12 protein-coding genes are annotated in these 13540 nt (G+C 45.0%); all 12 read left to right on the forward strand.

Going from position 1 to position 13540, the window contains the following annotated elements:
* Nucleotides 1-115 precede the first annotated feature (115 nt).
* The 12 genes from mraZ to ACH784_RS02025 are packed head-to-tail and all read left to right on the forward strand — an operon-like array spanning nt 116 to nt 13540.
* A complete protein-coding gene (gene mraZ / locus ACH784_RS01970; RefSeq protein WP_404393087.1) occupies nt 116-574 on the forward strand; it encodes a division/cell wall cluster transcriptional repressor MraZ in 459 nt (152 codons plus the stop codon).
* 24 nt (nt 575-598) lie between these two features.
* Entirely contained in the window at nt 599-1534 is a 936-nt protein-coding gene (gene rsmH / locus ACH784_RS01975) for a 16S rRNA (cytosine(1402)-N(4))-methyltransferase RsmH (protein ID WP_404393089.1), read from the forward strand.
* Entirely contained in the window at nt 1534-1857 is a 324-nt protein-coding gene (ftsL, locus tag ACH784_RS01980) for a cell division protein FtsL (RefSeq protein ID WP_404393091.1), read from the forward strand. Before rsmH ends, ftsL begins: the two co-directional genes overlap by 1 nt.
* Complete coding sequence (locus ACH784_RS01985; protein ID WP_404393093.1) at nt 1854-3671, forward strand: penicillin-binding transpeptidase domain-containing protein; 1818 nt, start codon at nt 1854-1856, stop codon at nt 3669-3671. The genes ftsL and ACH784_RS01985 overlap by 4 nt, the downstream gene beginning before the upstream one ends.
* Nucleotides 3661-5145, forward strand: coding sequence for a UDP-N-acetylmuramoyl-L-alanyl-D-glutamate--2,6-diaminopimelate ligase (locus ACH784_RS01990; protein WP_404393095.1), 1485 nt, complete (start codon nt 3661-3663; stop codon nt 5143-5145). The genes ACH784_RS01985 and ACH784_RS01990 overlap by 11 nt, the downstream gene beginning before the upstream one ends.
* Nucleotides 5142-6545: a UDP-N-acetylmuramoyl-tripeptide--D-alanyl-D-alanine ligase gene (murF, locus tag ACH784_RS01995; protein WP_404393097.1), complete on the forward strand. Its 1404-nt coding sequence runs from the start codon at nt 5142-5144 to the stop codon at nt 6543-6545. The genes ACH784_RS01990 and murF overlap by 4 nt, the downstream gene beginning before the upstream one ends.
* Nucleotides 6539-7621, forward strand: coding sequence for a phospho-N-acetylmuramoyl-pentapeptide-transferase (gene mraY, locus ACH784_RS02000; protein WP_404393099.1), 1083 nt, complete (start codon nt 6539-6541; stop codon nt 7619-7621). The genes murF and mraY overlap by 7 nt, the downstream gene beginning before the upstream one ends.
* Nucleotides 7622-8947 carry a UDP-N-acetylmuramoyl-L-alanine--D-glutamate ligase gene (murD, locus tag ACH784_RS02005; RefSeq protein ID WP_404393101.1) on the forward strand — a complete coding sequence of 442 codons (1326 nt, stop codon included), beginning with the start codon at nt 7622-7624 and terminating at the stop codon, nt 8945-8947.
* Nucleotides 8947-10119 carry a cell division protein FtsW gene (gene ftsW, locus ACH784_RS02010; RefSeq protein ID WP_404395156.1) on the forward strand — a complete coding sequence of 391 codons (1173 nt, stop codon included), beginning with the start codon at nt 8947-8949 and terminating at the stop codon, nt 10117-10119. Before murD ends, ftsW begins: the two co-directional genes overlap by 1 nt.
* Before the next feature lie 2 nt (nt 10120-10121).
* Entirely contained in the window at nt 10122-11177 is a 1056-nt protein-coding gene (gene murG, locus ACH784_RS02015) for an undecaprenyldiphospho-muramoylpentapeptide beta-N-acetylglucosaminyltransferase (RefSeq protein ID WP_404395158.1), read from the forward strand.
* Nucleotides 11178-12632, forward strand: a complete 1455-nt coding sequence (murC, locus tag ACH784_RS02020) for a UDP-N-acetylmuramate--L-alanine ligase (protein ID WP_404393103.1) — start codon at nt 11178-11180, stop codon at nt 12630-12632.
* A complete protein-coding gene (locus ACH784_RS02025) occupies nt 12632-13540 on the forward strand; it encodes a D-alanine--D-alanine ligase (RefSeq protein ID WP_404393105.1) in 909 nt (302 codons plus the stop codon). Before murC ends, ACH784_RS02025 begins: the two co-directional genes overlap by 1 nt.

Below are 13540 nucleotides of genomic sequence, written 5' to 3' on the forward strand. Positions count from 1 at the left end.
TCGGCTTGACAAAAATACTCCTCAAGTCATAGACTGTGCAGTTGTGGGAAAAAGTGGTTTTTTGTGGATCAAATTGGATCTGAAGGGTTAAAAATACGATAAGGTTGGTTGCTCCATGTTTTCAGGTGCAAGTGCGCTAAATTTAGATGATAAAGGTCGATTTGCGATACCAACTAAGTATCGTCAGCCGCTTTTGTCTGAAGAACAGGGCTCGCTGATTTGCACTATTGCGATTAACGAACCATGCCTTTGGTTATACCCTCGCAGCGAGTGGGATGAGATTGCCGCTCGACTGGTAAAGCTTTCCAGTATGAACCCAAGAGCTCGCCGACTGCAGCGAATGTTGGTCGGGCACGCCACTGATTACCAATTAGATAAGAATGGCCGCATTTTACTTTCTCCGGCACTACGTAATTACGCAGGCTTGGGGAAAAAGATCATGCTCATAGGGCTATTAAATAAATTTGAGATTTGGGATGAGTCGAAATGGCACCAGCAAATGCAGCTTGATACTGAAATTGAGCGTGCAGGTGACTTTGAAATGACGCCGGAATTTGAAAACTTTTCGCTTTAGCAAACAAAAAGGCTTACACAACGCATGACTGCGCAATTTACCCATGTATCAGTTTTGATGAATGAAACGCTAGACGCGTTAGACATCAAAGCAGATGGTACTTATATCGATGGCACATTTGGTCGAGGCGGCCACTCGGGTCAAATTTTAAGCCGTTTAGGTGAGCAAGGCCGTTTGCAAGCTATCGATCAGGATCCACAAGCGATCGAAGCATCTAAAAAGTTTGCCGATGATGCACGCTTTAATATTGCGCATACACGCTTTTCGAATATCGAAGCGGTGGCAACAGAAGCGGGTATTCTAGGCCAAGTTGATGGCATCTTATTAGATATTGGTGTTTCTTCACCACAATTAGACGATGCTGACCGTGGTTTTAGCTTTATGAAAGATGGCCCACTTGATATGCGTATGGATCCTACATCGGGTCGAAGTGCAGCACAGTGGCTAGCCGAAGCGGAATTAGAAGATATCGCGTTTGTGATCAAAAAATATGGTGAAGAAAAGTTTGGCCGTCGCATAGCGCATAAAATTGTTGAAACCCGCGACGAAACACCGATTACCACTACCAAGCAGCTGGCTGATCTAGTTGATGAAGCGGTACCAGTGAAAGATAAGCACAAGCACCCAGCAACACGTACTTTCCAAGCTATTCGTATTTATATCAATAGCGAATTAGAAGAAATTCAAACTGCACTGCAAGCGTCGTTGTCGGTATTAAAGCCTGGTGGACGTTTGGTGGTGATCTCATTCCACTCTTTGGAAGATCGCATTGTTAAGCAGTTCATCAAGAAACAAAGTAAAGGCGAAGCCGTACCAAGAGGGTTGCCATTAACTGAAGCACAGTTAAATAAAAACCTGACTCTGAAAGCGCTAGGTAAAGCAATTAAACCAACTGCTGAGGAGATTGCTGCTAACCCAAGATCGCGTAGTTCAGTATTGCGAGTTGCACAAAAACTATAATGAATAAACCACAAAGCCGACAGCCTAAGCTGTTTAACGAGATATTTGCAGGCCTTTTAGCGAATAAGCTAACGGGCTTTTTGCTTATTTGTATCTTTGCCTCGGCTTTGGGTGTGGTACAGGTTACTTATTTGTCTCGCCAACAGGTTATTCAACAAGACAAATTACTCCAACAACGCGATGAGCTTGATTTGCAATGGCGTTATTTACTGGTTGAAGAAGAGTTCTATTCACAACATGCGCGCATCGAAGAGGTCGCAACCACGCAACTTGAAATGAAGCGTCCAACCAGTAAAGACGAGCAAGTGGTGGTGCTGCCATGAAGAAAGCCAAGTCTAATACTCCTAAAACCTTAATTACTTGGCGCTTTGCACTTGTCTGCACTGTACTGATTATGGTGTTCATCACGTTAATGGCTAGAGCTGCTTACTTACAAGTCATCGAACCGGATCAAGCAAGGCAAGAAAACGCGAAACGTACCGTACGTGTTGAAACGCTCAAAGTTCAGCGCGGTATGATCTTCGACCGAAACGGCAAAGAGTTGGCAGTAAGTGTGCCTGTAGTGAGTGTATATGCTGATCCATTAGCACTCGACAAGGCCCTTGGAAAGAAGGTGCTGCGAAAGGCTCGCAAAGACAAAGAAGATCATAAAGCGTTAGCGGAAAATGAAGAAGAAATGACGTATCGCAAGCAAGTGCGATATGACAATGATATTCGTTGGCGTGAATTAGCAGATGTGTTGCAAATCGATTACCAAGAGGTCGATGAACGCTTACGTGACAACCCCGCAAGACGCTTTGTTTATTTAAAACGCCAAGTAACCCCTGCGGTAGCGAATTATATCAGTCAGTTGAAATTGCCAGGTATTCACTTACTCGATGAATCAAAACGCTATTATCCGAGCGGAGAAGTCTCGGCCCACGTGTTGGGGTTCACGAATATTGACGGTGAAGGGATTGAAGGCGTTGAAAAGTTGTTTGAAGAAGCGCTAACTGGCGCGGAAGGCAAACGTACCATTCGAAAAGACGCCCGCGGTCGAGAAGTGCAAGTTTTATCTGAAGAACAACGTGTCGAACCGGAAGATATCCAACTGAGTATCGATTTACGTATTCAAGCTATCGCGTATAAAGCGCTTAAAAGTGCTGTTTTGAGCTATCAAGCAACATCGGGTTCAGCCATGGTGGTTGATGTACACACAGGTGAAGTACTGGCGATGGTCAATAGCCCAAGCTTCAACCCCAATGATATGCGAGATGCTCAGCCTTATAAACGTCGTAATAGAGCAATCACCGATTTATTTGAACCGGGCTCAACGTTGAAGCCCTTAGCTATTTTGGCTGGTTTAGATCACGGCGTGATCAAAGCCGATGATACGATCAACACTTACCCTGGTTGGATGAGGTTAGGTGGTAGCCTAGTTAAAGATACTCGCAATCATGGAGAGATGACGCTCAGAGAAATTCTTAAAGTATCATCCAATATGGGCGTGGCTAAAATTAGTCAAATGCTGCCTAAAGAGTACCTTGTTGGTTTATATCAAAAAGTAGGTTTTGGTGAAGATACAGGCACCATGATGGTGGGCGAAAGTAGCGGCCTTTTCTATCCAAACCGCCGTTGGTCTGATTTTGAAATAGCGACCTTATCCTATGGCTATGCGGTTTCTGTAAGCACAGCTCAAGTTGCTAGACTTTACGCCACAATGGGGTCGGGTGGTATCTCTCGTCCATTAACCATCTTAAAACAAAAATCGGCGCCAGAAGGTGAACGTATTTTCAAAGAAGAAGATGTCAAAGCCGTTATTGAAATGATGGAGTCCGTATTTGAAAAAGGCGGTACTGCAGACAATGTTAAAGTGGATGGTTACCGTGCCGCAGCTAAAACCGGTACTTCAGAGAAAGCGGTAGCCGGTGGTTATGGTGACGAATATGTTGGTTACTTTGCGGGTGTTGCCCCAGTTACGAACCCACGTTTAGCTGTGGTGGTGATGATCAATGAACCTGGCGGCGATGTTTACTACGGTGGTCAAACCGCAGGCCCTGCATTTGCTGAAATCATGTCGAACGCATTACGTATTTTGAATGTGGCACCAGATAAAGGCCGCGTTGCTTATTTGTCGGAGAAAAAAGATGCGCTTTAATTTATCTCACGCATTAGCAGCGTTAAACATTGAACCTTCAGAGGCAAAGATCCCCACACAAACTGCTGACTTACAGCTCGATAGTCGTGCAGTAAAAGCCAATGATGTATTTATTGCCATTAAAGGCCATGTAAGTAATGGCGAAAACTTTATTACTGCGGCTTTTAGCAATGGCGCTAGTTGTGCATTGGTTGATGCAACGAGTTTTACGGCACTAGATCAAAGCCTAGGTTTGTTGATCCCGGTTGAGAATTTGGCTAAGCGGATTGCTGAAATTTCCAAAATCTATTATCAGAATCCGACCGAGCGCTTAAAAGTAATTGGTGTAACTGGCACCAATGGTAAGTCAACCACAACAGCCATGATAGCTGCGCTTGCAGATGCCATTGATGCACCTGCTGCGGTTGTAGGTACTTTGGGTTATGGCAAAGTAGATGACTTAACGCCACTGCAAAATACCACACCGTCGGCTGTGGATTTACAACGTATTTTTGCAACCCTTGCAGAACATAATCAGCTAGCAGCTATCGAGGTGTCGTCTCATGGTTTAGTTCAAGGCCGTGTAAAAGAAACACAATTTAGTACGGCGGTTTTTACCAACCTGTCTCGTGACCATTTAGATTATCATGGCGACATGCACAGTTATGCACAAGCTAAGCGCTTGCTGTTTACTGACTGTATGCCGAAACACTGTGTTTTAAATCATGACGATGCAGTTGCCCAAAGCTGGATCGCACAATCTAGTTTTAGCAATCTAGTGGTATATGGCAAAAAGCCAACGGCACACAATTTTTCTCAGTTTGTTTGGTTTGATGAGGCTGAATGTCATCAGGCCGGTATTCGTGCAACGCTCTCCACTTCTTGGGGTGAAGCGACGATTAATGTACCGCTATTTGGTCAATTTAACCTTTATAACCTGGTGGCTGCGATGGCGGCGCTCTTGGTTGAAGGGTATGACTTTAATGGGTTGTGTAATGCGGTTTCTTCTTTGAAGCCAGTTGCCGGTCGTATGCAGGCATTTTCGGTTGAAGGTAAACCGACGTGTGTGGTTGATTATGCCCACACTCCAGATGCGCTGGCTTTGGCGTTACAAGCGCTTCAGCAGCACGTACCTGGCCAAGTGACTTGTGTGTTTGGCTGCGGGGGCGACCGCGATAAAGGCAAGAGACCGATGATGGCGCAAGCGGCGGAGCAAAACGCCGACAAACTGGTGATCACCAGTGATAACCCACGTAGTGAAAGTCCCGACGATATTATCGCAGACGTTAAGGCTGGGCTCAGTCAACCTGAGTATGCTTACTGCCAACCTGACCGAGCTAAAGCCATTGCTTACGCGGTTGAGCAAACATCTGCTTCAGGCGTGGTACTGGTAGCTGGTAAGGGACACGAAGATTATCAAATTATCGGTGATCAAACGATCACCTTCTGTGACAGAGCATGGGTAATGAAAATTTTAAAAGGGGATAAAGCATGATCACAATGGATTTTGCTTGGCTTACAGCCGTATTAAACACCCCAGTAAGTTGTGGCGAGAATTTATCTGTCAGCAATATCAACACCGACACCAGAACAATAAAAAATGATGAGGTGTTTTTAGCGCTGAAAGGGCCAAACTTTGACGGACATAAATTCGTCCAGCAAGCGTATGAAAAAGGCGCCATAGCAGCGATTGTCGATAAACCAGTGGAGTGCGATATTCCTCAGTTTGTGGTAGCCGATACTCGTTTAGCTTTAGGACATATCGGTGCTGCCGTAATGGCACAAGTAGCGCCAAAAACCATTGCTATTACGGGCAGTGTGGGCAAAACCACAGTAAAAGAAATGTGCGCAGCGATTTTGTCGCAAAAAGGCAAAGTGCTGGCAACCAATGGCAATTTTAACAATGACATCGGTGTACCACTGACGTTAATTCGTTTGTCAGAAGACGACGAGTATGCGGTGATTGAACTTGGTGCAAACCATATTGGTGAGATTGCTTATACCACGCAAATGACCAAACCAGACGTTGCTGCCATTTGTAATGTTGCACCAGCACATATTGAAGGTTTTGGTTCAATTGAAGGTGTGGCGCAGGCCAAAGGTGAGATTTTCTCTGGCTTAAAAGCAAATGGTTGTGCTGTTTTTAATTGCGATATTAACCCTGAGTTTCGCCAGATGTGGGATAGCAGCATGTTTGATAAGCGCATCAAACGCATTGCCACCCATGAACAGCTCGATATTTGGGCTGAACAAGTCACGCTAAACGACACTGCGCACGCCAGTTTCTTACTTTGTGATGGTGAACAAAAAGTACCTGTGACACTGGCGTTACCGGGTGAGCACAATGTCACCAACGCTCTAATTGCAGCAGCTTTGACCACTGAGCTCGGCACTAGCCTAAATGAGGTGGCTGCGGCGCTTGAGAGCATGAGTGCAGTCAAAGGCCGTGTGAACCTTATTAAGGTCAACGAAAATTTAACTGTGATTGACGATACCTACAATGCCAATGTGCGCTCGGTCAAAGCGGCAATCGATTTATTGACTAAAATGCCGGGCTATAAGGTGTTTGCGCTAGGTGATATGGGGGAGCTTGGTGAACATGCTCGTGAGTATCACCAAGAAGTTGGTGAATATGCCAAACAGCAAGGTATCGATGCGTTATTTACCCTAGGGGTACTGAGTCGTTATAGCAGCGATGTGTTTGAAATTGCCGATAGACACTTTTCAACGCGTCCACATTTATTAGCTGCAATTAACCAAACTTTAGCGGCGCAAAATGGTCCATGTACTGTGATAGTAAAAGGTTCTCGCAGTGCGCGTATGGAATTACTAGTAGAAGAATTAATAACAACAAGTGGTGAACAAGCAGCCACAGATGGAGTATCAGCATGTTAGTGTGGTTGGCTGAATATTTAACCCAGTATTACAGTGGCTTTAACGTCTTTTCTTACCTAACGCTACGTGCGATTTTAGGTATTTTAACCGCGTTATTGTTATCGCTTTATTTTGGTCCGATTTTGATCCGAGCACTTCAGCGTATGCAAATTGGTCAAACTGTGCGTGATGACGGTCCAGAATCTCATTTATCTAAGTCTGGTACGCCGACTATGGGTGGGGTGTTGATCTTAGGCGCCATTTTTACCAGCACCCTAATGTGGGGCGATTTAAGTAATAAATACGTATGGGTGACGCTATTTGTGTTAGGCAGTTTGGGCGTTGTTGGTTTTGTTGATGACTATCGCAAAGTGATCCGCAAAGATTCAAAAGGCTTAATTGCACGTTGGAAATATTTCTGGCAGTCGGTTATAGCCATGACTGTTGCGAGCTTCTTATATTTCACGTCACTTAATCCGAATGAAACTGTGTTGGTTGTGCCTTTCTTAAAAGAGGTGATGCCGCAGCTTGGTATTTTCTATTTGGTCATGAGCTATTTTGTGATTGTCGGTACATCTAATGCCGTAAACCTCACCGATGGTCTTGATGGCTTGGCGATTGTTCCGACTATTTTAGTGGCTTCAGCCCTTGCGATTATTGCCTATTTAACTGGTAACGCAAATTTCTCGGAGTACTTACATTTACCGCACTTACCACTGGCTAGTGAGCTGGTCGTAGTATGTACTGCCATTGTTGGTGCGGGCCTTGGGTTCTTATGGTTTAACACCTATCCAGCACAAGTGTTTATGGGCGATGTAGGTTCATTGGCGCTAGGTGGTGCGTTGGGCATTATCGCGATTTTAGTACGTCAAGAGCTTGTGCTGTTGATTATGGGTGGTGTGTTTGTGATGGAGGCCTTGTCAGTTATCTTACAAGTGGGGTCATACAAGCTACGTGGCCAGCGTATTTTTAGAATGGCGCCTATTCACCATCATTATGAATTAAAGGGTTGGCCAGAGCCGCGCGTGATCGTGCGCTTTTGGATCATTTCGATTGTATTAGTACTCGCTGGATTAGCAACGCTGAAGATCAGATAAATGCAGTATTTAAACGAGTTAAAAAATAAAAACATCACTGTGCTCGGACTGGGAATTACCGGTCTGGGCATTGTGCGTTTTTTACTGTCTCACGGTATCACGCCGCGTGTGGTCGACAGTCGTGCTGTACCGCCGGGTTCGCAATGGCTTGCTGATAATGCGCCTGACTGCGAAGCAGTTTTTGGCTCGCTGGCACAGGCAAGTTTACCGAGTGCTGATTTAATCATTATCAGCCCTGGTATTGCTCTATTTGAGCAAAGTGTCGCTGAGGCAATAGCGCAAGGCGTTGAAGTTATTGGTGATATTGAGCTGTTTGCTCGCTTGAACACGAAACCTGTAATAGCTGTAACTGGCTCAAATGGTAAATCGACGGTGGTGAGTCTTGCTACTGAAGTGCTTAAAGAAGCCGGTTATAAAGTGGGGTTAGGTGGCAATATTGGTACCGCAGCACTCGATCTTCTTGAGCAAGATTTTGATGTGTTTGTTTTAGAATTATCGAGTTTTCAGCTTGAAACCACACAAAGCCTAGTTTGTACCAGTGCCATGATCTTAAATGTTACTGAAGATCATATGGATCGTTACCCAGATTTCGCCGCCTATTGCCAAGCGAAACAGCGAATTTATCAACATGCCAAGCACGTGGTGTTCAATGCTATAGACAATAATACACTGGCCAATGCAGGTATCGGTGTGAGTGTGGCATTAGCGCAAGCCGATTATTGCCTTCAGACTCATGACGGTGATTTGTATTTCGCTGCACATCAACAGCCTGTTTTACCTGTCTCTAGCTTGACTATGGTGGGTAAACATAATCAGTTTAATGCGTTGGCTGTGATGGCATTACTTGAGCCACTTAACATTGATAAAGGGGCATTTGCAACAGCATTTAAAAACTTCACAGGCCTTGCACACCGTTGTCAGTTAGTGGCTGATGTTGCAGGAGTTAAATACTTTAATGATTCTAAAGCGACCAATGTCGGTGCGACAGTCGCTGCACTAGAAAGCTTAAAAGACGATGTAAATAAAACCGTGCTTATCGCAGGTGGTGATGCCAAAGGTGCTGATCTATCACCTTTGCGTGAGCCATTGCAAGCAGCTTGTCGAGCCGTGATTTGTTTTGGTCAAGATGGTGCAAAGTTTTTACCATTACATGAACAAAGCCACCTAGTTGCTGATTTACAACAAGCCATTTTAAAGGCGCAGTCACTGGCACAAAACGGCGATGCAGTGTTATTAGCACCTGCCTGTGCGAGCATAGATATGTTCCCGAATTATATGATTCGTGGTGAGGCTTTTTGTAAAGCCGTAGCGGAGCTTGCACCATGATGACCTTCGCTGAGCTAAGAATGCAACTTACGCCAAAACAGTCAAATGCACTTTTTGATGTGCCTTTGTTGTACGCCATGCTGTGTTTAATCGGCATTGGTTTTGTGATGGTGACCAGTGCTTCTATGCCAGTGGCTGAGCGACTTTATAACAACCCTTATGGCATAGCGATGCGTCACGGGGTGTTTTTAGGATTAGGTTTCTTTTTATTTTGGTTTAGCACTAGCGTGCCAATGAACTGGTGGAAGAAGTGTAATCCTTATTTATTATTCTTTGGGCTATTTCTATTGTGCTTAGTACTGGTAGTAGGCCGAGAGGTGAATGGCTCGAAACGTTGGATCCCCATTGGGCCGATAGGTTTTCAGGTCGCTGAAGCCGCCAAACTTTACTTTTTTAGTTACATTGCCGGTTACTTGGTTCGTAAACGTGAAGAAGTACAAGAAAATTTAAAGGGCTTTGCCAAGCCTATGGCGGTTTTTGCTGTTTACGCACTATTGATTTTAAAGCAACCGGATTTAGGCACAGTCGTTGTAATGTTCGTAACGACGGTGGGATTACTGTTTTTAGCGGGCGCTAAGTTATGGCAGTTTTTTATGCTGATCTTAACGGGCATTGGCTTGATAGTGGTACTGATCGTATTCGAACCCTACCGCTGGCGACGTGTTACTGGCTTTTTAGACCCTTGGGATGACCCATTTGGAGCAGGTTATCAGTTAGTACAGTCATTAATGGCTTACAGCCAAGGTGGTTGGTTTGGTCAAGGCCTAGGTAATAGTGTGCAGAAGCTACAGTATTTACCTGAGGCGCATAACGATTTTATTTTTGCGGTAATCGCTGAAGAGCTAGGCTTTGTCGGTGTAACCAGTATCTTGCTGTTGCTTGGTGTTTTGGTATTTAGAGCCTTATTAATCGGCCAGAAAGCATTAAAGCATGGTAAAGAATATGAAGGCTATTTTGCGCTGGCCATTGGTATTTGGTTTGCGTTTCAAACTATGGTGAACATTGGTGCCAGCGCAGGCATTTTACCGACCAAAGGCTTAACGTTGCCGTTTGTATCTTACGGCGGGTCGAGCTTTTTAATTATGGTGATTGCAGCGGGTGTACTGCAGCGTATTGATTTTGAAACTAAGTTATCGAGCCGACAAGCAACGGCGAGGAGTGGGCGACGATGACAGTGAATAAACATTTAATGGTGGTCGCCGGTGGCACGGGCGGTCATATTTTCCCGGGCATTGCGGTTGCAGAGCATATGCAGCAACAAGGTTGGACTGTATCTTGGGTAGGCACTGCAGACAGAATGGAAGCGCAATTAGTGCCAAAGCATGGTTTTGAGATTGATTTTGTTGAAGTGCAAGGGGTGCGTGGTAACGGGATAACTCGTTTACTCAAAGCGCCATTTATGGTGCTAAAAGCCATTTTGGCGGCGAAGAAAATTATCAAACAGCGCAAGCCTGCGGTGATCTTAGCTATGGGCGGATACGTCACGGGCCCTGTTGGTATTGCTGCAAAATTATCTGGCGTGCCTTTGGTGATCCACGAGCAAAATGCTGTGGCTGGGTTTAGTAATAAGCTTTTGGCAAAAGTCGCTAATCAAGTATTGGCAGCCTTTCCTAATGCTTTTGCAAATAAAGCTGAAGTGGTTGGCAATCCGGTTCGAACCAGTGTCAGTTCTATTGCTAAAAAGCCACAGACTGAACAGTTGAATGTGCTAGTTGTTGGCGGGTCATTGGGCGCACAAGTGTTAAACGAGCGCTTGCCAGAGGTATTTTCGACATTGGCAAAAGACTTTTCGTTGCGTGTACGCCATCAAAGTGGACGAAATAACCAAGATAAACTCAAAAGTGCTTATGTTGGTCGCGAATTAGATGCACAAGTTGATGAATTTATTCACGATATGGATGCAGCCTATGCATGGGCTGATTTGGTGATCTGTCGTGCTGGAGCTTTAACTGTCAGTGAAGTGGCTGCAGCAGGAAAAGCAGCTTTGTTTGTGCCATTACCGCATGCGGTTGACGACCATCAAACAGCAAATGCCCGCTATTTAGTCGATCAACAAGGCGGTTTGCTTATGCCGCAACATGATTTTACGACTGAGCGATTAGTTGAATTATTAACACCGTATTTTGAACAGCCAAGCTTATTGTCTGAGATTGCTGATAAAGCAAAGCAGTTGGCGAAATTTGATGCCACCGAACGCGTCGCGAAGGTGTGTGGTGAGTTGGCAAAATAAATGAATTTAGAGAAAGAGACGCAAGTGAACGAAGCGAATAATCGAAGAGCAATGAGACGCATCAATACCATACATTTTATCGGTATTGGCGGTGCTGGTATGGGCGGTATTGCCGAGGTACTAGCCTATGAAGGTTATCGTATTACAGGCTCCGATATAGCACAAAACGCGATGACAGAGCGTTTGATTAAAGCGGGCGCTGAAGTCTTTATTGGTCATCACGAAAATAACATTAAAGATGCCAATGTGGTTGTGGTATCGACAGCGATTGATGTCAATAACCCTGAAATTAAAGCTGCGAAAGCGGCGCGAATTCCAATTGTACGTCGTGCTGAAATGTTGGCTGAGCTAATGCGTTATCGTCATGGTATCGCCATTGCGGGTACACACGGTAAAACAACGACCACCAGTTTGATCGCAAGCATTTTTGCTAAAGCAGAACTTGACCCCACGTTTGTCATCGGCGGTCTGTTAAATAGTGCGGGTACCAATGCCAAGTTAGGCACCAGTGATTATTTAATCGCCGAAGCCGATGAAAGTGATGCTTCTTTCTTGCATTTACAGCCAATGGTATCGGTTGTTACCAATATCGAAGCGGATCACATGGATACCTACGAAGGTGACTTCGAAAAGATGAAAGATACCTATGTAGAGTTCATCCATAATTTGCCTTTTTATGGCTTGGCTGTGGTGTGTATTGACTCGGACGTTGCCGCTGAACTCATTCCTCGTTTCGCACGCCCGACAATTACTTATGGTGAGCATGAAGCGGCAGACTATCGCTTAGTAGACTTCAAGCAGACGGTAAATAGCAGCGAATTCAAAGTTGTGACTAAGTCTGGTGAAGAGATCGCCGTACATTTAAACATGCCAGGTAAACACAACGCGTTGAATGCGACTGCGGCGATTGCCGTGGCAAAAGATCATGATATAAGCAATGCTGCGATTTTAGCTGCACTTACAGAGTTTGAAGGCATTGGTCGTCGTTTCCAACATTACGGCACATTTGATAATGAGCAAGGTAATGTGATGCTAGTTGACGATTATGGCCACCACCCATCTGAAGTTGATGTCACCATTGAAGCAGCAAAAGCAGGCTGGCCTGAACGTCGATTAGTGATGATTTATCAGCCGCACCGCTTTACGCGTACTCGTGATTTATATGAAGACTTTGTCAAAGTACTTTCAAAAGTTGATCAGCTTATTTTGTTAGATGTATACAGTGCTGGCGAAGCCCCAATTGTAGGTGCAGACAGCAAGAGCTTATGCCGTAGCTTACGTCAAAGAGGTGTTGAGCCAATTCATGTTTCAGACAATGAAGAGTTGGGCAAAGTCCTTTCGAATGTTTTACAAGACAGCGACCTTGTGATCACGCAAGGCGCGGGCAACATTGGTCAAATCGTTAAGAAGTTGGCAGCAACTGAGATGTCAATCGCTGCGTTAAAAGGTGAATAATGAAACAGTTTGGTAAAGTAGCAGTATTACTAGGCGGAACGTCAGCTGAACGTGAAGTGTCATTAAACTCAGGCAATGCCGTGTTGAATGCTCTGATTGCTGCAGGTGTTGATGCGTTTGCGTTTGACCCAGCGGAACGTGCGCTTTCAGAACTAAAGACCTTAGGGGTTGATCGTGTATTTATCGCTTTGCATGGTCGTGGTGGTGAAGACGGCACCATTCAAGGCGCACTTGAATTTATGGGGATTCCATACACTGGCAGTGGTGTGTTGGGCAGTGCTTTGGCAATGGATAAAATTCGCTGTAAGCAGCTGTTCCAGTCAGCACAATTAAGCACTGCGGCATTTGCGGTTGTTGATGCGAAAGCGGGCTTTGATGCAGCCAACATTATTAATGAGTTTGGCAAAGTCATGGTGAAGCCAAGCCATGAAGGCTCAAGCATAGGTATGGCTCAAGCCGAAACTGCAGAGCAATTAACAGATGCACTGAATAATGCCTTTAAGTATGACGATCAGGTTTTAGTTGAGCAATGGATCACCGGCCGTGAGTTTACTGTTGCTATGTTAGGTAATGAAGCATTACCTGTTATTGAAATGGTAACCCCGCGTGGCTTTTATGACTACGAGGCCAAATACAAAGTAAATAGTACTGAATATCACTGCCCAGCAGCTTTGAGCGATGCGCATACGCAACAATTACAAGTTATGGCGACGCATGCTTTTGCTCTTGTTGGTGCACAAGGTTGGGGTCGTGTTGATGCGATGCAAGACGAAAATGGTCAATTTTACTTATTAGAAGTGAATACAGTGCCAGGCATGACAGAGAAATCTTTGGTACCCATGGCGGCCAAAGCGGTGGGTGTAACTTTTGAGCAATTAGTTGTTCGCATTTTGGAGCAAACGCTTTAA

The organism is Pseudoalteromonas phenolica (genome assembly GCF_044788725.1).
Lineage (GTDB): Bacteria > Pseudomonadota > Gammaproteobacteria > Enterobacterales > Alteromonadaceae > Pseudoalteromonas > Pseudoalteromonas phenolica_C.

Excerpts from the sequence above, each read along its gene's own strand:
- ACH784_RS01990 (WP_404393095.1), top strand. The coding sequence starts at position 3,661 with ATGCGCTTTAATTTATCTCACGCATTAGCAGCGTTAAACATTGAACCT.
- ACH784_RS01985 (WP_404393093.1), top strand. The coding sequence starts at position 1,854 with ATGAAGAAAGCCAAGTCTAATACTCCTAAAACCTTAATTACTTGGCGC.
- ftsW (WP_404395156.1), top strand. The coding sequence starts at position 8,947 with ATGACCTTCGCTGAGCTAAGAATGCAACTTACGCCAAAACAGTCAAAT.
- ftsL (WP_404393091.1), top strand. The coding sequence starts at position 1,534 with ATGAATAAACCACAAAGCCGACAGCCTAAGCTGTTTAACGAGATATTT.
- murF (WP_404393097.1), top strand. The coding sequence starts at position 5,142 with ATGATCACAATGGATTTTGCTTGGCTTACAGCCGTATTAAACACCCCA.
- mraY (WP_404393099.1), top strand. The coding sequence starts at position 6,539 with ATGTTAGTGTGGTTGGCTGAATATTTAACCCAGTATTACAGTGGCTTT.
- ACH784_RS02025 (WP_404393105.1), top strand. The coding sequence starts at position 12,632 with ATGAAACAGTTTGGTAAAGTAGCAGTATTACTAGGCGGAACGTCAGCT.
- rsmH (WP_404393089.1), top strand. The coding sequence starts at position 599 with ATGACTGCGCAATTTACCCATGTATCAGTTTTGATGAATGAAACGCTA.
- murD (WP_404393101.1), top strand. The coding sequence starts at position 7,622 with ATGCAGTATTTAAACGAGTTAAAAAATAAAAACATCACTGTGCTCGGA.
- murC (WP_404393103.1), top strand. The coding sequence starts at position 11,178 with ATGAATTTAGAGAAAGAGACGCAAGTGAACGAAGCGAATAATCGAAGA.
- mraZ (WP_404393087.1), top strand. The coding sequence starts at position 116 with ATGTTTTCAGGTGCAAGTGCGCTAAATTTAGATGATAAAGGTCGATTT.